This window comes from Rhabdonatronobacter sediminivivens (genome assembly GCF_013415485.1).
GTDB lineage: Bacteria > Pseudomonadota > Alphaproteobacteria > Rhodobacterales > Rhodobacteraceae > Rhabdonatronobacter > Rhabdonatronobacter sediminivivens.
The window spans coordinates 95,735-116,056 of the sequence record NZ_JACBXS010000001.1; the positions used below are offsets into that span (position 1 = coordinate 95,735).

Consider the following 20,322-nt stretch of genomic DNA (forward strand, 5'->3'; position numbering starts at 1 on the left):
TTTCATACCGGATCTTGATCCGATGCTTGCCGCGCGTCCCTACCGCTTTGTCGTGGTGACGCTGGACGCCCATGCCGCCGGCCCGGCCGAGCGTGTGCTGCCCCGGCTGGAGGCGGATTTCCCCGGTCTTGAGGTCTCGATCCACGCTGCTGCCGAATGGGGCTCCAACCCGGCGGCCCTGGCCGAAGCTCGCGCCGCCATCGACAACGCCGACATTGTGGTGGCGAACCTGCTGTTCCTGGAAGAGCATGTTAGCGCCGTGCTGCCCAACCTGCGCGCCGCGCGCGACCGCGCCGATGCCTTTGTCGGCGTGATCGCCGATGCGCAGGTGGTCAAGCTCACCCGCATGGGCGATCTGGACATGGCCGCGCCGCCCTCGGCGCTGGGCAAGCTGATGCGCAAGCTGCGCGGGGCCAAGGAGGGCAAGCCGGCCTCGGGAGAGCGTCAGATGGCCATGTTGCGCCGTCTGCCCAAGATCCTGCGTTACATCCCCGGCAAGGCCCAGGACATGCGCGCCTGGTTCCTGTCCATGCAATACTGGCTGGGCGGATCGGACGACAATATCGAATCCATGATCCGCTTTCTGGTGGGCCGCTACGCGAACCGCAGCGAATGGCACAGCGTCAGCGCCGCGGCACCGGTGGATTACCCCGATGTCGGCCTCTATCACCCCGACATGGCCGACCCCGACCATGGCCGTATCAGCACGGACCCGGCACGTCTGCCGCAGGTGGCGGGGGCGCAGGGCACCGTTGGGCTGCTGATGCTGCGCTCCTATGTGCTGGCGTCCGACACGGCGCATTATGATGCGGTGATCCGCGCGCTGCAGGCGCAGGGGTTGAATGTGGTCCCGGCCTTTGCCGGTGGGCTGGACGGCCGCCCCGCGATCGAGGCCTATCACCAGGGCAGGATCGATGCGCTGGTGTCTCTGACCGGGTTCAGCCTGGTGGGCGGGCCGGCCTATAACGACAGCCCCGCCGCGGTCGACACCCTGGCCGGGCTGGATGTGCCCTATGTCGCCGCCCATCCGCTGGAGTTCCAGACGCTGGGGCAATGGGCGGCCTCGGGCGGGTTGGGGCCGGTGGAAACCACCATGCTGATCGCCCTGCCCGAAATCGACGGCGCCACCAACCCCACCGTCTATGCCGGGCGCCACGGGGTGGATGGCTGCGATGGCTGCCCCAGCGGCTGCCATGCCGCCTGTGACGGCCATGCAAAGGCCATGGCCCCCTGCCCCGAGCGTATCGGCCAGTTGGCCGACAAGACCGCGCGGCTGGTGCGTCTGCGCCGCAGCCAGGTCGCCAGGCGCAAGGTGGCGGTGGTGCTTTATGGCTTTCCGCCCAATGCCGGGGCCGTGGGCACGGCGGCTTATCTGTCGGTCTTCGAAAGCCTGTTCAACACGCTTCACGCCATGGCCGCCGAGGGCTATGACCTGACCCCGCCCGCCAGTGTCGCGGCGCTGCGCGAGGCTGTGCTGCATGGCAACGCATCGCGCCACGGGATGCCCGCCAATGTCGCCGCCCATGTGCCCGCCGACCGGCTGGTGGCCGAAACCCCGTGGCTGCCCGAGATCGAAGCCGCCTGGGGCCCGGCGCCCGGGCGCGATCAGTCCGACGGGCGCGGGGTCTTCGTGCTGGGGGCGGAGCTCGGCAATGTGTTCGTCGGTGTGCAGCCGGTCTTTGGCTACGAAGGCGACCCGATGCGGCTGCTGTTCGAGAAGGGCTTTGCCCCGACCCATGCCTTTGCCGCCTTCTACCGCTGGATCCGCGACGACTTCGGCGCCGATGCGGTGCTGCATTTCGGAATGCATGGCGCGCTGGAATTCATGCCGGGCAAGCAGGCGGGCGGCGGGCGGACCTGCTGGCCGGACCGGCTGATGGGCAACCTGCCGAATGTCTATCTCTATGCCGCCAACAACCCGTCCGAGGCCACGCTGGCCAAGCGCCGGGCCAATGCGGTGACGGTCACGCATCTGACGCCGCCGCTGGCGCAGGCCGGGCTTTACAAGGGCCTGCAGGAGCTGAAGGACAGCCTGACCCGCTGGCGGGCCCTGGCACCCGGGGCGCGTGAGCGCTCCGAGCTGGAGGTGCTGATCGCCGAGCAGGCGGCAGCCGTGGATCTGGACGGCCCGCCCGAGGCACTGTGGCTGCGGCTGCTGGAGACCGAGGACGCGCTGATCCCCGAGGGCCTGCACATTCTGGGCAAGCCCATGTCCGCCGAGGGCCGCGCCGCGATGGTGGCGCAGATGGAGGGCGACGCCGAAACGCGCGCCCGGGCCGAGGCGCTGCTGGCGCAGGACAGCGAGATGCCGAGCCTGCTGCGCGCGCTGGGGGGGCGGTTCATCGCCCCCGTCCCGGGCGGCGATCTGATCCGCAGCCCGGACATCCTGCCCACCGGGCGCAACATCCACGCCTTTGACCCGTTCCGCATGCCCACCGCCTATGCGCTGCGTGATGGTGCGGCGCAGGCCACTCGGCTGCTGGAGGCGCATCCCACCTTGCCGCGCAGCGTGGCCATGGTGCTTTGGGGGTCGGACAACATCAAGTCGGATGGCGGGCCGATCGCCCAGGCGCTGGCGCTCATGGGGGCACGACCGCGGTTTGACAGCTTCGGGCGCCTTTCGGGTGCCGATCTGATCCCGCTTTCGGACCTGGGCCGGCCACGGATTGATGTGGTGATGACGCTTTCGGGGATCTTCCGCGATCTGCTGCCCTTGCAGACCCGGATGCTGGCCGAGGCCGCCTTCAAGGCCGCCACCGCCGAGGAGCCCGAGGCGCAGAACTTCATCCGCGCCCATGCGCTGGCCTATGCCGCGCAGATGGGGCTGGACATGGAAACGGCCGCGCTGCGCGTGTTTTCCAATGCCGAAGGGGCCTATGGTTCCAACGTGAACCTGCTGGTGGACAGCTCGGCCTTTGGCGAGGAAGACGAGCTGGCCGATGCCTATCAGGCGCGCAAGGGCTTCGCCTATGGCATCAATGGCCGCCCCGCCCCGCAGCCGAAGCTGCTGCAGGCGGCGCTGGGGAATGTGGATCTGGCCTATCAGAACCTGGAGTCGGTCGAACTGGGGGTCACCACGGTGGACCATTATTTCGACACGCTGGGCGGGATTGCCCGGGCCGTGCGCCGCGCGCGCGGGTCCGAGGCGCCGGTCTATATCGGCGATCAGACCAAGGGCGCGGGCAAGGTGCGCTCGCTTCAGGACCAGATCGCGCTGGAGACACGCGCGCGCAGCCTGAACCCGAAATTCTTTGAAGGGCTGCTGAATCATGGCGCCGAGGGCGTGCGCCAGATCGAAGCGCAGGTGACAAACACCATGGGCTGGTCGGCGACCACCGGCACCGTCGAGCCCTGGGTTTATCAGCGGTTGTCCGAGACGTTCGTGCTGGATGACGCCATGCGCAAGCGGCTGGCCGAGCTGAACCCGCAGGCCAGCGCGCGGATGGCGGGGCGGCTGCTGGAGGCTTCGGACCGCGACTACTGGCAGCCGGATGCCGACACGCTGGCCGCGCTGCAGGCGGCGGCCGATGAGATCGAGGACCGGGTGGAGGGGATTGCGGCGGAATGACCCGATTGGAAACCATACCACCCGTGTCCGGGAGCGGGGGCCAGCCCCCGCACCCCCGGGATATTTGAACAAGGATGAAGGGAACACACGCATGAGCCCGAGAGATGAAATTCCGAGCCTGAAGGGGCAGGATGGTGAAGGTTCGGTGCAGGTGCATCAGGACCCCGCGGCCCGGATCGAAGGCGCCAAGGTGTTTTCGATCTATGGCAAGGGCGGGATCGGCAAATCGACCACCAGTTCCAACCTGTCGGCGGCCTTTACGACCATGGGCAAGCGCGTGCTGCAGATCGGCTGCGATCCGAAGCATGACAGCACCTTTACCCTTACGGGTCAGTTGCAGCCCACGGTGATCGATATCCTCAAGGAAGTCGATTTCCACCCCGAGGAGCTGCGCGCCGAGGATTTCGTCACCGAAGGCTGGGGCGGCGTGAAATGCGTGGAAGCGGGCGGCCCGCCTGCGGGCACGGGCTGCGGCGGCTATGTGGTGGGCCAGACGGTGAAGCTGCTCAAACAGCATCATCTGCTGGAAGACACCGATGTGGTGATCTTTGACGTGCTGGGCGATGTGGTCTGCGGCGGGTTTGCCGCGCCGTTGCAGCATGCCGACCGCGCGGTGATCGTCACCGCCAATGATTTCGACAGCATCTACGCCATGAACCGGATCATCGCCGCGGTGCAGGCGAAATCGGCCAATTACAAGGTGCGGCTGGCAGGTTGCATCGCCAACCGCTCACGCGAGACGAATGAGGTGGATCGCTTCTGCGACAAGGTCGGCTTCAAGCGGATCGGGCACATGCCCGATGTCGATGCGATCCGCCGAAGCCGCCTGAAGAAGAAGACCCTGTTCGAAATGGAGGCCGACGCGGACATCCTGGCCTGCCGGGCCGAATATGTGCGCCTGGCCGAGACGCTGTGGCGCGGGACCGATCCGCTGGCCCCGGCGCCCCTGCCGGACCGTGATATCTTCGAGCTGCTTGGGTTTGACTGATGCGTGACTTCGCCCCTCTTGCTTCGGACAGCTACAATGGCACCCGTGCCCGGGTGGCGGGCTATTTCGATGGCACTGCCACGCGGGTCTGGGAGCGGCTGACCTCGGACGCGCCGGTCTCGCGCATTCGCCAGACGGTGCGCGAGGGGCGCGATACCATGCGCGCGCTGATGCTGGCGCAACTGCCGGCCGATCTGGCGGGCGCGCGGATCCTGGATGCGGGCTGCGGCACCGGCGCCATGGCGGCGGAGCTGGCGGCGCGCGGGGCGGATGTGGTCGGTGTCGATATCTCACCGCGGCTGGTGGAGATCGCGCAGGCGCGCCTGCCGCAGGGTCTGCCCGGGCAGGTGGAGTTCCGCGCCGGCGACATGCTGGATGCGGGCTTGGGGCGGTTCGATGCCGTGCTCGCCATGGACAGCCTGATCTATTACACCACCCCCGATCTGACCGCCGCGCTGGAGGGGTTGCGCGCGCGCAGCCCGCAAGCCGTGTTCACCGTGGCCCCGCGCACCGCGCTGCTGATGGCCATGTGGCATGCGGGCAAGCTGTTTCCGCGCAATGACCGTTCGCCGGTGATGATCCCGCAGGACTGGCGGCGCCTGCCGGTGGCGGGGCTGTCGCGGGCGGGGCGAGTCTCGCGCGGGTTCTACATTTCCGAATGTCTGGAGGTGCGGGCATGATCATCCCTCGCTCCGTGATGAAATCCGCAAGCCTGCGCTGGCTGCCCTTTGCCGATGCGGCCTCCGAAGGGCTGCCGCTGAGCCAGATCCTGCGGCTGAGCCTGTTTCAGGTCTCGGTCGGGATGGCGACGGTGCTGCTGTTGGGCACGCTCAACCGGGTGATGATTGTGGAGCTGTCGGTGGCGGCCTCGGTCGTGGCCTTCATGATCGCGCTGCCGGTGCTGGTGGCGCCCTTCCGCGCGCTGCTGGGGTTCCGGTCGGACACGCACCGCTCGGCTATCGGGTGGAAGCGGATCCCGTTTTTGTGGTTCGGCTCCCTGTGGCAGTTCGGCGGGCTGGCGATCATGCCTTTCGCGCTGATCGTGCTGGGGGGTGACAATGTCCATGACGTGCCCTTCGCAGGCGAGGTTCTGGCCGCGCTGGCCTTCCTGATGACGGGGCTGGGCCTGCACATGACCCAGACCGCCGGGATCGCCCTGGCCGCTGACCGCGCCGACCATGAGACCCGCCCACGGGTGGTGGCGCTGCTCTATGTCACGTTCCTGGCCGGGATGGCGATTTCGGCGCTGATCGTGGGCTGGCTGCTGCGCGATTTCAGCGAATTGCAGCTGATCCGCGTCATTCAGGGCTGCGCCGTGGTCACGCTGGGGCTGAACCTGGTCGCCCTGTGGAAGCAGGAAAAGGTCCAGCCCATGAGCCGTGAGGAGCGCGAGGCCCCGCGCCCGCCCTTCGCGGAGGCCTGGCGCGATTACCTGAGCGGCGGGCAGGCCGGGCGGCTGCTGGCGGTGGTGTTCGTGGGCTCGTTCGCCTTCAACATGCAGGATGTGCTGCTGGAGCCCTATGGCGGCGAGATCCTGGGCCTGTCGGTTGCGGCAACGACCGTGCTGACCGCCGTCTGGGCCTGTGGAGCGCTCTTGGGCTTTGGGCTGGCCGCGCGCTGGCTGGCGCGCAACATGGACCATTTCCGCATCGCCGCGCGGGGCATTCTGGTGGGGGTCGGCGCCTTCTCGGCGGTGATCTTTGCCGGGCCGCTGGGCTCTGAGGCGCTGTTCTTTGCCGGGGCCTTCACCATCGGGCTGGGGATGGGGCTGTTTGCCGTGTCCACGCTGGTGGCGGCCATGGAGATGCCCAAGCGCGGGATCGTCGGCGGCGGTCTGGCGCTGGGCGCCTGGGGGGCGGCCCAGGCCACGGCGGCGGGGCTGTCGGTGGCCGCGGGCGGCGGCATCCGCGATCTGGTGCAGGGCCTGGCCAATGGCGGCTATCTGGGCGAGGGGCTGATGACCCCGGATATCGGCTATTCCGTCGTCTATCACATCGAAATCGGCCTGCTCTTCGTCACGCTGGCCATCCTTGGCCCGCTGGTTCGCACCCGCGTGATGCCCCCGCAACCGCAAAAACATTCAACCCGGATCGGCCTGGCCGATTTCCCGACCTGACGTTCACTGGAGGACTGACAATGGACACCCCCTATGGCTGGATATTCTTCGGCAATTTCGACCTCGCACTTGTGTCGCTTTACCTGTTCTGGCTCTTCTTCGCGGGCCTGATCTACTACATCCAGCGCGAGAACATGCGCGAAGGCTATCCGCTGGAAAACGAGGATGGCAGCCCTGCCGGGTCGCTGCTGTCGGTGCCCGAGCCAAAGACCTTCAACCTCTATCACGGCGGCGAGTTCAAGGCCCCCGATGGCGAACGCGAAAAGCGTGAACTTGCCCTGGCGCGCAGCACCGAAGGCGGCGGCTTTCCCTTTGTGCCCACCGGTGACCCCATGGCCGACGGCGTTGGCCCGGCCTCCTGGGCGATGCGCCAGGACGCGCCGGAACTGGACGCGCATGGCCATGCCAAGATCCAGCCCATGGCACAGGTCGGCGATTTCGCCGTGGCCGCCGGGCGTGATCCGCGCGGGCTGCCGGTGGTGGGCCATGACGCCAAATCGGCCGGCACCGTCAGCGACATGTGGGTGGACGTCCCCGAACAGCTGGTCCGCTATATCGAAATCGAACTGACCGAGGGCGGCAAGCGGCTTCTGCCCATGGGCATGGCCCGGATCAAGGCTGACCGCGTGGTGGTGAACTCGCTCGATTCAGCCGCCTTCGCCGGTGTGCCTGCAACGGCCTCGGCCACGCAGGTGACCAAGCTCGAGGAAGACATGATCTCGGGCTACTACGCCGGCGGCTACCTCTATCGCACCGAAGGCCGCGTCAACTTCATGTCGAAGCTGCGCCTGCTGAGCGGCGAAATCAACAAGCCCGCCTGACCCTTCCAAGACCCTATCGGAGCCGACCCAATGTCCCATGATGATTTCGCATTCGAGCCCGTGCGCGGCCTGCCAGAGCGCCCGCCCAAAAGCGAAATGGTGCTGTGGCAGGGCCGGCCCGATACCCGGGCCCTGGCCCGCGAGGCCTATCGCGTCAACTGGATCATCGGCTATTTCGTGCTGATCGTGCTGTGGCGCGGGTCGGTGGGCTGGCTGGAGGCCGGGGCCGCCGGGGCGCTGGCCTTTGGCTTGCCCTATGCCACCCTCGGCCTGGCGGCCTGGGGCGTGGTGATGGCGCTGGCCTGGGTGCAGGCCCGCGCCACCGTCTACACCATCACCAGCGCGCGGGTGGCCATGCGCATTGGTGCTGCGCTGACCGTCACGCTGAACCTGCCCTTCCGCCAGATCGCCAATGCCGATCTGAAGCTGGGCAAGGGCGGCACCGGCACCATCGCCCTGGAAACGCTGGGCGAGACCAAGTTTTCCTATCTTGTGCTGTGGCCGCACCTGCGCCCGGGCCATGTGCGCGTGACCAAACCGGCCCTGCGCTGCATCCCCGATGCCCAGGCTGTCGCCGAAATCCTGGCCGAGGCCGCCGAGGCGCGGCTGGCCGAGCCCGTTGTCGAACGCACCGCCGCGCGCGCCGCCACGTCGGCGCCCGTCCATCCCGTTCCCGCAGGCAGCCCCCTGCCCGCCGAATGACCGGAGCGATCCCATGACCAGTGATCCCAACCTTGCCCCCCGCCAACCGGCCTTCAAGCGCGAAGACCGCAATGACATGATCCCCGTCGGACTGATCCGCGGCATGTTCGCGCTGGCCCTTGCCTCGCTGGCGCTGGTGACCGGGGCGGTGCTGACCGACCGTCCGCTGGTGGCCGTGCCGCACGCGGCGCCCGTCACCGCTGAATACCGGATTGTCCTGATCGGCCATGACGCCCAGGCGGTGACCGTGATGGACGAACATGGCGCCGTGGTTGCCGACCTGCCCCATGGCGGCTTCATCACCGTGATCGAAAACGGGTTGCAGCGCAAACGGATGCTGCATGGCGTGCCAATCGAAAAACCCCTGCGGATCGTCGCCTTTGAAAATGGGCGGCTGGCCGCGCTGGACGACTACACCGACTACCGGGTCGAGCTTGGGGCCTTTGGCTCCGAAAACAGGGCCGCGTTCGAACGGCTCATTCAGAAACTGAACTGACGACAACTGACTGAACGACCAAAAAACCAAGGGAACAAAAGCATGTCACTCTTTGCAAGAAAGGTGGAACAGGTGCCCTGCACCGTCGAGGTGTCGCACCGTTTCGAAGCCCTGCACGCCCATGTGCGTTTCAACGATGGATCCGTGATCCACCCCGGGGATGAGGTTCTGGTCCAGGGCCCGCCCGTGCTGGCCGCCTGGGGCGAGGTGATCTCGGAGGACCGGATCGCCACCATCACCCGGGCCAACTGGCTGGAACGCCAATGGACCCGCCTGACCGGCGATTTCGAATTCATCGAACTGTGCGAGTTTTCCTTCTCGGAAGAGATCTCGCTGGAGCAGGAGGCCGCAGCATGAACATCCAGAACACCACCCCCGCCACCGCCCATGACGAGCTGCACGCCGAAATCGCGGACCGCTTCGACACCAACGCCATGGCGCAGGAAAGCACCCTGCTGAACCCGCGCTTCTACACCACCGATTTCGATGAACTGGACCGCATCGACGTCACCCCGGTGCGCGAGGAATGGGACAAGCTGATCGCGCAGATGAAATCGGACCCCAACAAGGGCCATTTCAAGAAGACCGCGGATTGGGACAAGGTCGATTGGGACGCCATGGACCCGGCCCTGAAGCGTGAGCTGATCGACTTCCTCGTCTCCTCCTGCACGGCCGAATTCTCGGGCTGCGTGCTGTATAAGGAGATGAAGCGGCGCGGCAACAACCCCGATATCTGCGAGCTGTTCAACTACATGGCCCGCGACGAGGCCCGCCACGCAGGCTTCATCAACGATGCCCTGCGCGAGGCCGGCGTGGCCGTGAACCTTGGCTTTCTGACCAAGGCCAAGAAATACACCTATTTCCGGCCGAAATTCATCTATTACGCCACCTATCTGTCGGAAAAGATCGGCTACGCGCGGTACATCACCATCTACCGCCACCTGGAGGCGAACCCCGACAAGCGGTTCCATCCGATCTTCAAGTGGTTCAAGGAATGGTGCAACGATGAGTTCAGCCATGGCGAGGCCTTCGCCTTGCTGATGCGCACGGACCCCAAGCTGACGGAAAGCTTCGTCAACAAGCTGTGGATCCGCTTCTTCCTGACCGCCGTCTACGCCACCATGTATGTGCGCGACCATGCCCGGCCTGAATTCCACAAGGCGCTTGGGGTGGATATCGACTGGTATGACCAGGAGGTGTTCCGCAAGACCTCGGAAATCGCCCGGCAGGTCTTTCCGGTGGAGCTGGACATCGATCACCCCGCCTGGATGCCCACGCTCAAGAAGATCGAGGCCGCCTACAAGGATGTCGAGGCCGGCACCCGCGCCGGTGGCGTCGGCGGCACGCTGAAGCGCTGGGGCGGCATGGCCCGCGCCGGGATGGGCTTCGCGCGTCTCTATCTGCTGCCGGTGAAAAAGAGCACTCCGCCCGCCAGCGTGCGGCTGGAACCGGCCTATTGATCCCGGCGCCGGGCCCCTTTGCGGGTCCGGCGCCCCTGACACCCGAAGGTTCGCCAAGGCATGATGCTTGAAAGCCCGCTCTTCGCCGCTCTCTCTGCCCTGCTGCTGTGGTGGGCATCGACGGGCGTGCTGCTGTGGCGGGTGCATGTGGCCGATCGCGGCCATGGCGATCAGCACACGCTGTCGGTGATCCTGGGCCTGCCACTCTTTGCCGCCGGGGTGCTGGGGGTGAATGCCACGCTGGGCGATCCGTCCGCGCTGGGCGTCTGGCTGGCCTTCCTGTCGGCGCTGGCGCTTTGGGGGTGGATCGAACTTGCGTTTCTTTCGGGCGTGATCACGGGGCCGAACCAGGCCCCCTGCCCGCCCGGCCTGCGCGGCGCGCGGCGCTTCTGGAGCGCCTTTGCCACCATCGCCTGGCATGAACTGGCCCTGCTGGCCACACTCGTGACCCTTGGCGCGGCGACATGGGGCGCGGAAAACGCCTTTGCCTTCTGGACCTTCGCGCTTCTCTTCGGGGCGCGTATCTCGGCCAAGCTGAACCTGTTTCTGGGCGTGCCGCGCATCAACACCGACTTCCTGCCCCGCCCGCTGGCCCATCTGTCGGGCTATTTCCGGCAGGGGCCGGTGTCAGGCTTCTTCCCCGTTTCGGTCACGCTGCTGGCGCTGACCACCGGCTGTTTCATCGAACGCATCGTCTCAGCCACCACCCCCGGTGCCACCGTGGGGTTCACCCTGCTTGCTGCCCTGTCTGCCCTGGCCCTTCTGGAACACTGGTTCATGGTCTGGCGCGTGCGCGATGACAAGCTCTGGCGCTGGCTTCTGCCGGACGCCCAACCGACACAACCAAAAAGACTGCAAGAGGACAGCCATGGACTTTGAGCGCCATTTCCAAAGCGAACTCGCAACCCTCAAGGCCGAGGGCAACTATCGCATCTTTGCGGAACTGCAGCGCAAATGCGGCGCCTTCCCCAAGGTCCGCCATTTCGATGCCAGCGGCGAGGAAGAGGTCACCGTCTGGTGCTCGAACGATTACCTGGGCATGGGCCATCACCCCGATGTCGTCAGCGCCATGGTGGACACCGTGCGCGAATGCGGCACCGGCGCCGGGGGGACGCGCAATATCTCGGGCAACAACCACCTGCACCGGGTGCTTGAAGCGGAACTGGCCGATCTGCATGGCAAGGAATCGGCGCTGCTGTTCACCAGCGGCTATGTGTCGAACTGGGCCGCGCTCAGCACCCTGGGCGCGCGCATCCCCAACGCCGTGATCCTGTCGGACGAAAAGAACCACGCCAGCATGATCGAAGGCATCCGCCACAGCCGCGCCGACAAGGTCATCTGGAAGCACAACGACTGGCGCGACCTGGACCGCAAGCTGAAAGCCGTGGGCGACCGGCCAAAGATCGTGGCCTTTGAAAGCGTCTATTCCATGGATGGCGACATCTGCCCCATGCGCGAGATCGTCGAGGTGGCCGAGGCCCATGGCGCGCTCACCTACCTCGATGAGGTCCACGCCGTGGGCATGTATGGCCCCCGCGGCGGCGGTATCTCCGAAGAGCGCGGCCTCGCCCACCGGATCGATCTGATCGAAGGCACCTTGGGCAAGGCCTATGGCGTCATGGGCGGCTATGTCACCGGCAGCACCGCCATGTGCGACTTCATCCGCTCCTTCGCCAGCGGCTTCATCTTCACCACCGCCCTGCCGCCTGCGGTGGCGGCCGCCGCCACGGCATCAATCCGGCACCTGAAAGCATCGGACATCGAACGCCGCGCCCAGCGCGACCGCGTGGCCCGCCTGCGCGCCCGGCTGGATGCGCATGGCATCCCGCACATGCCCAATGACAGCCACATCATCCCGGTGATGATCGGCGATCCGGTCAAATGCCGCATGATCAGCGATATCCTGATGCGCGACTGGGGCATCTATGTGCAGCCCATCAACTACCCCACCGTGGCCAAGGGGACCGAACGCCTGCGCATCACCCCGGGCCCGCTCCACAGCGATGCCGATATCGACCATCTGGTCGATGCGCTGGCCACGCTCTGGACCCAATGCGCCATCGCCCATGCCGTGGCCTGACTGCAAAGTGATCCGGCGCGGCTCCGGTCCCGTATAACGTACCGAATGAACAGGAGGAAAACATGAAAAGACTTGCACCGGGCGTCGCCGCTCTGACCTTGTTCGCAGCACCGGCCCTTGCCGGGGACCCCGCAGCGGGCGAATCCGCCTTTGGCCAGTGCCAGACCTGCCACGTCGTTCAGAATGAGGATGGCGATATCCTCGCCGGGCGCAACGGACGCCAGGGACCCAATCTTTACGGCCTGGTCGGACGCACCGCCGGAACGGTCGAAGGGTTCCGCTATCAGAACTCCATCGTGCAGGCTGGCGAAGAGGGGCTTGTGTGGGACGAGGAAAACCTCGTCGCCTATCTCCTGAACCCCCAGGACTACCTGCGCGAGGTTCTCGATGATCGCCGCGCGCGCAGCGGCATGGTCCACAGGGTCCGCGCCGAAGCAGAGGCAGCGGATATCGTCGCCTTCCTCGCCCAGTTCGGCACAGCTGCCGAAGGTGAAGAAGAAGACACCGGCAGCTGAGGGCACCGGCGCCGGTCAAGGACGCAACGCAGGCAATTTTGCACCAACCGGAACGCCCCGCCATTGGCGGGGCGTGACATGTCATGTGCGGCGGAACGCCGCTCCGCTTGACAGATCGTCAGAAATGCAGGGCGCGGCCGTAGGCGTCCAGAACCGATTCGTGCATCATTTCGGACAGGGTCGGATGCGGGAACACCGTCTCCATCAATTCGGCCTCGGTGGTCTCCAACGTCCGGCCCACCACATAGCCCTGGATCAACTCGGTCACCTCGGCGCCCACCATATGCGCGCCCAGCAGTTCGCCCGTACCTTCGTCGAAGATGGTCTTGATCATCCCCTCCGGCTCGCCCAGCGCAATCGCCTTGCCGTTGCCGATAAAGGGGAAGCGGCCCACCTTGACCTTCAATCCGCGCTCCTTCGCCTGCGCCTCGGTCAGGCCGACGCTGGCCACCTGCGGGTGGCAATAGGTGCAGCCCGCAATCGCATCGGGCCTCACGGGATGCGGATGGCCCCCGGCGATCAACTCGGCCACCATCACGCCCTCATGGCTGGCCTTGTGCGCCAGCCACGGCCCCGCCACCAGATCACCGATGGCCCAGACGCCCTTGACCCCGGTGCGGCAATATTCGTCGGTGACCACATGGCCGCGATCCAGCTGCACGCCCAGCGCGTCCAGGCCCAGCCCTTCGGTATTGGCCACGATCCCCACGGCCGAGATCACCGTGTCGAACTCCTGCGTCCCGGTCTTGCCGCCGGTTTCGATATGCGCGGTAACCTTGCCCTTGCCCCGGTCCAGCTTCTTGACCATGGATTTCTCCATGATCTTCATGCCCTGCTTGGTGAACTGCTTGCGGGCAAAGGCACTGATCTCGGCATCCTCCACCGGCAGGATCCGGTCCATCACCTCAACCACCGTGGTATCGCTGCCCAGGGTGTTGAAGAAACTGGCAAATTCGATCCCGATAGCGCCCGAGCCGATCACCAGCAGCTTCTTCGGCATCCGCTTCGGCTCCAGCGCGTGCCGGTAGGTCCAGACCAGATCGCCATCCGCCTCCAGCCCGGGCAATTCGCGCGCGCGCGCGCCGGTGGCCAGGATGATGTCCGGGGCGGTCAGCTCCTCGCTGCCCTTGTCGGTCTTGACCGTCACCTTGCCCGGCGCCGGGACCGAGGCCGTGCCCATCACCACCGTCACCTTGTGCTTCTTCATCAGATGGCCGATCCCGCCGGAAAGCTGCCCCGCCACCTTACGCGAGCGTTTCACCACCGCATCCAGGTCATAGCCGATCCCTTCGGCCTTGAGCCCGAACTCCTTGGCGCGCTCCATCAGGTGAAACACCTCGGCCGAGCGCAGCATGGCCTTGGTGGGAATGCAGCCCCAGTTCAGGCAGATGCCGCCCAGGTTTTCGCGTTCGACAATCGCCACCTTCTTGCCCAGTTGGCTGGCCCTGATTGCGGCCACATAGCCGCCCGGACCGGCCCCGATGACGACAACATCAAACGCTTTGGCAGCCATGCGCGCTCTCCTTCCGCAAAATATAGTTTGGCATTAAACTATTTCGGGATTCGGCGCAACGGCGCAGCGCGGCGCCACGGCTACAGCGCCGACATCGCAGTCGGCGCTGACATTGCCACCCAAGGGGGCGCCTGCACAGATGATCAGGCGGCGAGCTGAAGCTCGCGCACAACCTCACCATACCCGCCGCGATCCAGAAACACCTGCTCCGCCGGGGTGCTGTCGCGCGACAGCGCGTCATTGCGATAGGGGAAGCGGCCGAAATCGCGGATCACCTTGCGATGGGCCCGCGCATGGAGCAGGTTCTGCATCCCGGTTTCCGGCATCCGGGTCAGGAACATCCGCACACAACGGTCCTGATCGAACGGGCTTTCGGAATGCATCAGCGGCAGATAGAAGAACTGCCGTTCCGGTTCGGGCACCTGCAGGTCCAGCTTGTGGTGGCAGGCGCGGATGGCAGCGCTCAGCGCCAGCCCGTCCGTGGCAAAGGCGCGCGGATCACCCCGGAACATGTTGCGCGGAAACTGGTCGGTGACGATCAGATAGGCCAGCGCCCCGCGCGGGTTGCTTTGCCACTGTGTCAGACGCCCTTCGCGCGCACGCTCCCACAAAGGCGCAAACCTGGAGCTGATCTGTTCATCAAGCTCCGGGCTCACCTCATACCAGCCCTTCGGTCCGACATCTTTCAGCCAGAACCTCAGAACCTGTTCCGCGGTTTCCATCTCACCCTCCTGCAAACACCTGTCAAAAATTCTGACAGCAGGCGTGCAAACGAGCAAGAATCACGCAACGCGCATGGCGGGTCCTCGGCAAAAAGCTGCCCAACCGTTGTGCAATTGTGACGATTCAGGTCGAATCGCTTTCTGTCTGTGCGTCAATGACCGCCTCATAGGCAACTGCAGTCGTGCCCGGCGTGATCGCGTTGAAACTGCCGGTGGAATCGACCGCAGGCGCCGGACGCCGGGACATCCGCCACACGGCATAGACCGCCAGCAAGGCGCTCAGCATCCCGATATAGAGGAAGAACCCCCCCGGCCCCACCCAGGCCATGATCCAGCCGATCGCCACGGGGCCGATGATCGCACCCAGCCCGTTGACGAACATCAACCCGGCCGAAGCCGCCGCCATGTCATCATGCTCCAGATAGTCGTTGGTATAGGCCAGAAGCAGCGAATAGAGCGGGTTCGAGATCCCCCCGATCGCCATGGCCACCAGCAACAGCGCCGTGAAGCCCAGCGGCAACAGCGCCGCCAGAGTCGCCGTCACCGCCCCCACGACCGCAACAACCAGGATCAGCTGCCGACGGTCCATTCGGTCCGAGATCCAGCCGATGGGATACTGGAAGATCAGCCCCCCGAAATAGATCGCTGCAACGAAGATGGTGATCTCCAGCACCGACAGGCCGGCCACCCCGCCCCAGACCGCAGCCATGCCGAAGATCGCGGCAAAGACCCCGCCCATCAGGAAGATCCCCACCACACCCAGCGGGGATACATTGTAAAGCTGGCGAAAGCTCATCCGCTTGATGCTGCCAAAGGCCGGCGCCGGGCTGATCGACAGCAGGATCGGCGTGAACGCCAGCGATACCAGCACCGAAGGGATCACGAACAGCATGAACCCCGCCGGATCCGCCAGGTTGAGCACCCCCTGCGCGGTGATGATCCCCAGCATCTGCACGATCATGTAAAGCGACAGCGTCTGTCCGCGGGTTTCATTGGTGGCGGTATTGTTCAGCCAGCTTTCGGCAGTGACATAGACCCCCGCAAAGCAGAAGCCGATCAGCACGCGCAGCACCACCCAGACAATCCAGTCCGGGACCGCCGCATAGAGCACCAGCACCGCCGAGATCAGCGATCCCAGCGCCGCAAAGACCCGCACATGCCCCACCCGCCGGATCAGGTCCGGCGCCATGCGCGACCCGAACAGGAAGCCCAGGAAATAGGCAGACATCACCAGCGACATCTGCTGCGTGCTGAACCCTTCCAGGTTCCCGCGAATACCCAGCAACGTGCCCTGGATACCGTTGCCGATCATCAGCAGCAACATGCCCAGCAGCAAAGGCCAGGAAGCGGCGAAAACTCGGATCATGCAAGGCGCTCCTTCAAGCGTTCAGAGGTAGCATACCCGGAGACGGGTGCAAAACCTGCCACTTCAGCGACCATCTGTGTCGCTTTGCGGAATCAGCAGTGACGCGTCGCCATAGGAAAAGAATCGGTAACGCTCCTGTATGGCATGGGCGTAAATCTTGTGTATCCGCTCCGGCCCCATCAGCGCCGCCACCAGCATCATCAGCGTGGATTTCGGCAGGTGGAAATTGGTCATCAGCGCATCGGTCACGCGAAAGCGGTAGCCCGGCGTGATGAAGATGTCGGTTTCGCCGGTCCATTCGGCCAGGGTGCCATCGTCGCGGGCAGCGGTTTCGATCAGCCGCAACGCCGTTGTCCCCGCGGGGACAACACGCCCTCCGGCGGCGCGGGTGGCGTTGATCTCGGCCGCGGCCGGGGCCGAAACACTGCCCCATTCGGCATGCATCCGGTGGTCGCGGATATCATCGACCTTGACCGGCAGAAAGGTGCCCGCCCCGACATGGAGCGTGACCTCGGTCATGTCGATGCCGCGCGCGCGCAGGGCCTCCAGCAGGGGCGCATCGAAATGGAGCGAGGCCGTGGGCGCCGCCACCGCGCCTGCATGGCGGGCAAAAACCGTCTGGTAGTCCTGCAGATCGCGGTCATCGGTGGCGCGGCGCCCGGCAATATAGGGCGGCAAGGGCATCCGCCCGACCTCGGCCAGGGCCGCATCGAAGGCATCCCCCGTCAGTGCGAATCGCACCACCGCGTCCTCAGGGCCGCGGGTTTCGACCCTGGCCTGCAACCGGTCCGAGAAATGGATCACATCCCCTGCCTGCAGCTTGCGCAGGGGGCGCGCCAGCGCGCGCCAGGTGCCCTCGGGCAGGGGCGCAATCAGGGTTATGTCCACCCCGGCCTCGATCACGCCCTGAGCGGAGTGCCGCCGCCGCCGACCCGACAGTTGCGCAGGGATCACCCGGGTGTTGTTCAGCACCAGCCGGTCGCCAGGGCGCAGCAGGTCCGGCAGGTCGGCCACATGGCGGTTGGTTATCCGCGCCCCTTCGGCCACAAGCAGCCGCGCCGCCGGGCGCGGACGCACCGGGCGGGTGGCAATCAATTCCTCGGGCAGGTCAAAATCGAAATCCGAAAGTTTCATCGCGCCGTTCCGCCACCATGGCCATCGCAGGGCTTTATCTTTGCGGCCCAGCCACTACAACCACCCACGGATAACCCCGTAGTGAGGAGACCGATCATGGTCGATACCGGCGACGCCGCCCCCGATTTCACCCTGCCCCGTGACGGTGGTGGCGAACTGACGCTTTCAGCCCTGCGCCCGTCAAAGGTGGTGCTGTATTTCTACCCCAAGGATGACACATCGGGCTGCACCAAGGAGGCGCTTGGCTTCACCGGGGCCGCCGTGGATTTCGCCGCCGCCGATACGGTCGTGGTGGGTGTATCCAGGGACAGCGTGGCCAAGCATGACAAATTCATCGCCAAACATGACCTGAAGGTCGCGCTGGTTTCGGACACCGAGGGCGCGGTGTGCGAAAGCTATGGCACCTGGGTCGAAAAATCCATGTATGGCAAGAAATACATGGGTATAGAGCGCGCCACCTTCCTGATCGACGCCGAGGGAAAGATCGCCCGGGTCTGGCGCAAGGTCAAGGTGCCCGGCCATGTCGATGAGGTGCTGGCCGCCGCCAGGGCGCTCTAACATCTGCCACCCCGCACCCTGCCCGGCGCCCGCGCCGGGCAGCGCCGCCGAGGCGCGCAGGGTGGGTGGGTGGGCGCGGCTCGGCGGCGCTTCCCGGCCCAAACACAAGAGCGCCAGCCGAAGCCGCGCGCTTCCGTGCAGCCGTCAGCCCGCGCGCAACCCCGCGCCCCGGGCAATTCGCGCCAGCATCGCGGCATACTCTGGCGGCCCCTCGGACGCGCCGGTGACCCACAGGTAAAGGTCCTGATCATTCTCGGTCAGAAGCCGCTCATAGAGGTCCAGATCACCCGCATCCAACTGCGTGATCTCGCGGTCGGCAAAGGGTCCCAGGATCAGGTCCATCTCCTTTGTGCCACGCCGCCAGGACCGCATGCGCAGCATCTTCAACCGGTTCTCCGGAACGCTCACAGCGCGTCCTTCATCACGGCGCGCAACCGCTTTTCCAGCATACCCAGCCGGTCGGACAACTGACCCATCTCAACCCGAACCTGGCGCAGGTCCCCCATCAGGTCCCGCGCCGTGGCCGCCAGTTCGGCATCGGCCGCAGGTTCATGCAGCCCGTCACCCTGCCCCGTCAACAGCCAGCGAATGGACACATTCAGCACCCCCGCGACCATCTGCAGCTTGTTGGCACGGGGTTCCGAGACATCGTTCTCCCACCCTTCGACCGTCTTGAGCTTCACCCCCATGCGCCGGGCAAGGGTGCGCTGATCCATGCCCGCGGCTTCGCGCGCGGCGGTCAACCGGTCCCCGAATGTGGCGGCATCGCCGCTGAACCACTCGGCCCCTGGCGCGGCCCCGGCTGCGGCTGCCGCAGCTTCGCCGGTCGGTTCCATGTTCTCATCTGACGGCATGTGCCTGTCCTCCGTTCTTTTACTTCTGCCGAAGCCCGCGCCAACCCTGCCGTTGCGGCCAGCCGTGATGCGGAGTCGCCGCCGGGCCCTGGTCTGCCGGGGTTGCCTGTGTCCCTTCCGAACCCTAGAAGATCGACGTCACAGTTGCAAACCGGAGCCTTGGCCCATGTCCTTTCTGTCGCAGCGCCTGTCGCGGGTCAAACCCTCGCCGACCATGGCGATCACGGCGCGCGCCGCCGAGTTGAAGGCCGCCGGGAAGGACATCATCAGCCTGAGCGCGGGAGAGCCCGATTTCGACACCCCGGCCCATATCCGCGCCGCCGCCAAGGCCGCCATCGATGCCGGGCACACCCGATACACCACCGTGGACGGCACACCCGCGCTGAAGGCCGCGATCTGCCGCAAGTTCCGGCGCGACAACGCGCTGGAGTACACGCCCGCGCAGGTGAGCGTCAGCAGCGGCGGCAAGCAGGTGCTGTGGAACGCGCTGATGGCCACGCTCAACCCCGGCGATGAGGTGATCATCCCCGCGCCCTATTGGGTCAGCTACCCCGATATGGTGCTGATGGCCGGGGGCACGCCCGTGGTGGTGCCCGCAGGCCCCGAAACCGGCTATCGCATGACCGCCCAAGCGCTGGAGGCCGCGATCACGCCGCGCACCAAATGGCTGATCTTCAACTCGCCTTCAAACCCCACCGGGGCGGGCTATGACGCGGCGGCATTGCGCGCACTAACCGATGTGCTGCTGCACCATCCGCAGGTCTGGGTGATGTCGGATGACATGTACGAACATCTGGTGTTCGATGATTTCCGCTTCGTCACCCCCGCGCAGATGGAGCCGCGGCTGATGGATCGGACCCTGACCGTGAACGGGGTGTCCAAGGCCTATGCCATGACCGGCTGGCGGATCGGCTATGCGGCCGGGCCCGAGCGGCTGATCCGCGCCATGGGCAAGGTGCAGTCGCAATCGACCTCGAATCCCTGCTCGGTCAGCCAGATGGCGGCACTGGCGGCGCTGGACGGCCCGCAGGAGTATCTTGAAGACAACAAGGCCCTGTTCCAGCGGCGGCGGGATCTGGTGGTCTCGGCACTGAATGGCTGCGCGGGGGTGCACTGCCCTGTGCCCGAAGGCGCATTCTATGTGTATCCTGACATATCGGGGTGCATCGGCAAGCGCTCGGCCAAGGGCACGCGGATCGGCACCGATGAGGATTTCGCCACGGCGCTTCTGGATGAAACCGGGGTGGCGGTGGTGTTTGGCGCCGCCTTCGGCCTGTCGCCGGCGTTCCGGGTCAGCTATGCCAGCGCCGATGACACCCTGCGCGATGCCTGCGGGCGGATCGCGCGCTTCTGCGCCGGGCTGCGGTAGCTGGCGGAAGGGGGCGCTCCCGCCCCCGGACGGCGCGGCCCGGGGGCCGCTTGCCGGCGT

20 protein-coding genes are annotated in these 20,322 nt (G+C 66.0%); 14 read left to right on the forward strand and 6 right to left on the reverse strand.

Going from position 1 to position 20,322, the window contains the following annotated elements; all coding sequences use genetic code 11:
- Nucleotides 1–22 precede the first annotated feature (22 nt).
- From HUK65_RS00440 to HUK65_RS00495, 12 genes are all read left to right on the forward strand, one after another.
- Nucleotides 23–3,568, forward strand: a complete 3,546-nt coding sequence (locus HUK65_RS00440) for a magnesium chelatase subunit H (RefSeq protein ID WP_235441673.1) — start codon at nt 23–25, stop codon at nt 3,566–3,568.
- Nucleotides 3,569–3,659: 91 nt separating this feature from the next.
- Nucleotides 3,660–4,556: a ferredoxin:protochlorophyllide reductase (ATP-dependent) iron-sulfur ATP-binding protein gene (gene bchL, locus HUK65_RS00445; RefSeq protein ID WP_179904150.1), complete on the forward strand. Its 897-nt coding sequence runs from the start codon at nt 3,660–3,662 to the stop codon at nt 4,554–4,556.
- The gene (gene bchM / locus HUK65_RS00450) at nt 4,556–5,236 is read left to right on the forward strand and encodes a magnesium protoporphyrin IX methyltransferase (RefSeq protein WP_179904151.1); all 681 of its coding nucleotides are present in this window, start codon (nt 4,556–4,558) and stop codon (nt 5,234–5,236) included. The genes bchL and bchM overlap by 1 nt, the downstream gene beginning before the upstream one ends.
- A complete protein-coding gene (locus HUK65_RS00455) occupies nt 5,233–6,672 on the forward strand; it encodes a PucC family protein (RefSeq protein WP_179904152.1) in 1,440 nt (479 codons plus the stop codon). Before bchM ends, HUK65_RS00455 begins: the two co-directional genes overlap by 4 nt.
- Before the next feature lie 20 nt (nt 6,673–6,692).
- Nucleotides 6,693–7,493 (forward strand): photosynthetic reaction center subunit H, encoded by an 801-nt coding sequence (gene puhA, locus HUK65_RS00460; protein ID WP_179904153.1) that lies wholly within the window; start codon nt 6,693–6,695, stop codon nt 7,491–7,493.
- A gap of 30 nt (nt 7,494–7,523) precedes the next feature.
- Nucleotides 7,524–8,195 carry a photosynthetic complex putative assembly protein PuhB gene (gene puhB / locus HUK65_RS00465; protein WP_179904154.1) on the forward strand — a complete coding sequence of 224 codons (672 nt, stop codon included), beginning with the start codon at nt 7,524–7,526 and terminating at the stop codon, nt 8,193–8,195.
- Nucleotides 8,196–8,208: 13 nt separating this feature from the next.
- Nucleotides 8,209–8,691 (forward strand): photosynthetic complex assembly protein PuhC, encoded by a 483-nt coding sequence (gene puhC / locus HUK65_RS00470; protein WP_179904155.1) that lies wholly within the window; start codon nt 8,209–8,211, stop codon nt 8,689–8,691.
- Nucleotides 8,692–8,733: 42 nt separating this feature from the next.
- Nucleotides 8,734–9,048 (forward strand): hypothetical protein, encoded by a 315-nt coding sequence (locus tag HUK65_RS00475; protein WP_179904156.1) that lies wholly within the window; start codon nt 8,734–8,736, stop codon nt 9,046–9,048.
- A 77-nt stretch (nt 9,049–9,125) separates the two neighbouring features.
- Nucleotides 9,126–10,151 carry a magnesium-protoporphyrin IX monomethyl ester (oxidative) cyclase gene (gene acsF / locus HUK65_RS00480; protein WP_407692404.1) on the forward strand — a complete coding sequence of 342 codons (1,026 nt, stop codon included), beginning with the start codon at nt 9,126–9,128 and terminating at the stop codon, nt 10,149–10,151.
- Between the two features lie 60 nt (nt 10,152–10,211).
- Entirely contained in the window at nt 10,212–11,030 is an 819-nt protein-coding gene (puhE, locus tag HUK65_RS00485) for a putative photosynthetic complex assembly protein PuhE (RefSeq protein ID WP_327787004.1), read from the forward strand.
- Nucleotides 11,020–12,231 carry a 5-aminolevulinate synthase gene (gene hemA / locus HUK65_RS00490; protein ID WP_179904158.1) on the forward strand — a complete coding sequence of 404 codons (1,212 nt, stop codon included), beginning with the start codon at nt 11,020–11,022 and terminating at the stop codon, nt 12,229–12,231. Before puhE ends, hemA begins: the two co-directional genes overlap by 11 nt.
- Nucleotides 12,232–12,293: 62 nt before the next feature.
- Nucleotides 12,294–12,746, forward strand: coding sequence for a c-type cytochrome (locus HUK65_RS00495; protein ID WP_179904159.1), 453 nt, complete (start codon nt 12,294–12,296; stop codon nt 12,744–12,746).
- A 118-nt stretch (nt 12,747–12,864) separates the two neighbouring features.
- Here HUK65_RS00495 and lpdA read toward each other — a convergent pair whose 3' ends face one another.
- The 4 genes from lpdA to queA form a co-directional block, all read right to left on the reverse strand.
- On the reverse strand, nt 12,865–14,259 hold the full coding sequence (lpdA, locus tag HUK65_RS00500; RefSeq protein ID WP_179904160.1) for a dihydrolipoyl dehydrogenase: 1,395 nt from the start codon (nt 14,257–14,259) through the stop codon (nt 12,865–12,867).
- A 143-nt stretch (nt 14,260–14,402) separates the two neighbouring features.
- On the reverse strand, nt 14,403–14,981 hold the full coding sequence (locus HUK65_RS00505; RefSeq protein ID WP_179904161.1) for a DUF924 family protein: 579 nt from the start codon (nt 14,979–14,981) through the stop codon (nt 14,403–14,405).
- Nucleotides 14,982–15,105: 124 nt separating this feature from the next.
- Nucleotides 15,106–16,347 (reverse strand): MFS transporter, encoded by a 1,242-nt coding sequence (locus tag HUK65_RS00510; RefSeq protein ID WP_179904162.1) that lies wholly within the window; start codon nt 16,345–16,347, stop codon nt 15,106–15,108.
- Nucleotides 16,348–16,410: 63 nt separating this feature from the next.
- The gene (gene queA / locus HUK65_RS00515; RefSeq protein WP_179904163.1) at nt 16,411–17,481 is read right to left on the reverse strand and encodes a tRNA preQ1(34) S-adenosylmethionine ribosyltransferase-isomerase QueA; all 1,071 of its coding nucleotides are present in this window, start codon (nt 17,479–17,481) and stop codon (nt 16,411–16,413) included.
- Between the two features lie 96 nt (nt 17,482–17,577).
- Between queA and HUK65_RS00520 the strand changes: the two genes are divergently transcribed.
- Nucleotides 17,578–18,039, forward strand: a complete 462-nt coding sequence (locus tag HUK65_RS00520; RefSeq protein ID WP_179904164.1) for a peroxiredoxin — start codon at nt 17,578–17,580, stop codon at nt 18,037–18,039.
- A 144-nt stretch (nt 18,040–18,183) separates the two neighbouring features.
- On the opposite strand, the gene HUK65_RS00525 is transcribed toward HUK65_RS00520, so the two are convergent.
- Together HUK65_RS00525 and HUK65_RS00530 are read right to left on the reverse strand one after the other, a co-directional pair.
- Nucleotides 18,184–18,447 carry an FAD assembly factor SdhE gene (locus tag HUK65_RS00525; protein WP_327787005.1) on the reverse strand — a complete coding sequence of 88 codons (264 nt, stop codon included), beginning with the start codon at nt 18,445–18,447 and terminating at the stop codon, nt 18,184–18,186.
- Nucleotides 18,444–18,875 carry a helix-turn-helix domain-containing protein gene (locus HUK65_RS00530; protein WP_179904240.1) on the reverse strand — a complete coding sequence of 144 codons (432 nt, stop codon included), beginning with the start codon at nt 18,873–18,875 and terminating at the stop codon, nt 18,444–18,446. The genes HUK65_RS00525 and HUK65_RS00530 overlap by 4 nt, the downstream gene beginning before the upstream one ends.
- A gap of 184 nt (nt 18,876–19,059) precedes the next feature.
- Here HUK65_RS00530 and HUK65_RS00535 point away from each other — a divergent pair, with 184 nt between their 5' ends.
- Nucleotides 19,060–20,262 (forward strand): pyridoxal phosphate-dependent aminotransferase, encoded by a 1,203-nt coding sequence (locus HUK65_RS00535; RefSeq protein ID WP_179904165.1) that lies wholly within the window; start codon nt 19,060–19,062, stop codon nt 20,260–20,262.
- Nucleotides 20,263–20,322 lie beyond the last annotated feature (60 nt).

Bases quoted from the DNA above. Each gene is read 5' to 3' on its own strand.
- HUK65_RS00455 (WP_179904152.1), top strand. From the start codon at position 5,233: ATGATCATCCCTCGCTCCGTGATGAAATCCGCAAGCCTGCGCTGGCTG.
- queA (WP_179904163.1), bottom strand. From the start codon at position 17,481: ATGAAACTTTCGGATTTCGATTTTGACCTGCCCGAGGAATTGATTGCC.
- HUK65_RS00495 (WP_179904159.1), top strand. From the start codon at position 12,294: ATGAAAAGACTTGCACCGGGCGTCGCCGCTCTGACCTTGTTCGCAGCA.
- lpdA (WP_179904160.1), bottom strand. From the start codon at position 14,259: ATGGCTGCCAAAGCGTTTGATGTTGTCGTCATCGGGGCCGGTCCGGGC.
- HUK65_RS00530 (WP_179904240.1), bottom strand. From the start codon at position 18,875: ATGGAACCGACCGGCGAAGCTGCGGCAGCCGCAGCCGGGGCCGCGCCA.
- acsF (WP_407692404.1), top strand. From the start codon at position 9,126: ATGGCGCAGGAAAGCACCCTGCTGAACCCGCGCTTCTACACCACCGAT.
- hemA (WP_179904158.1), top strand. From the start codon at position 11,020: ATGGACTTTGAGCGCCATTTCCAAAGCGAACTCGCAACCCTCAAGGCC.
- bchM (WP_179904151.1), top strand. From the start codon at position 4,556: ATGCGTGACTTCGCCCCTCTTGCTTCGGACAGCTACAATGGCACCCGT.
- puhC (WP_179904155.1), top strand. From the start codon at position 8,209: ATGACCAGTGATCCCAACCTTGCCCCCCGCCAACCGGCCTTCAAGCGC.
- HUK65_RS00510 (WP_179904162.1), bottom strand. From the start codon at position 16,347: ATGATCCGAGTTTTCGCCGCTTCCTGGCCTTTGCTGCTGGGCATGTTG.
- HUK65_RS00535 (WP_179904165.1), top strand. From the start codon at position 19,060: ATGTCCTTTCTGTCGCAGCGCCTGTCGCGGGTCAAACCCTCGCCGACC.
- HUK65_RS00505 (WP_179904161.1), bottom strand. From the start codon at position 14,981: ATGGAAACCGCGGAACAGGTTCTGAGGTTCTGGCTGAAAGATGTCGGA.
- puhB (WP_179904154.1), top strand. From the start codon at position 7,524: ATGTCCCATGATGATTTCGCATTCGAGCCCGTGCGCGGCCTGCCAGAG.
- bchL (WP_179904150.1), top strand. From the start codon at position 3,660: ATGAGCCCGAGAGATGAAATTCCGAGCCTGAAGGGGCAGGATGGTGAA.
- HUK65_RS00475 (WP_179904156.1), top strand. From the start codon at position 8,734: ATGTCACTCTTTGCAAGAAAGGTGGAACAGGTGCCCTGCACCGTCGAG.
- HUK65_RS00440 (WP_235441673.1), top strand. From the start codon at position 23: ATGCTTGCCGCGCGTCCCTACCGCTTTGTCGTGGTGACGCTGGACGCC.
- puhA (WP_179904153.1), top strand. From the start codon at position 6,693: ATGGACACCCCCTATGGCTGGATATTCTTCGGCAATTTCGACCTCGCA.
- HUK65_RS00520 (WP_179904164.1), top strand. From the start codon at position 17,578: ATGGTCGATACCGGCGACGCCGCCCCCGATTTCACCCTGCCCCGTGAC.
- puhE (WP_327787004.1), top strand. From the start codon at position 10,212: ATGATGCTTGAAAGCCCGCTCTTCGCCGCTCTCTCTGCCCTGCTGCTG.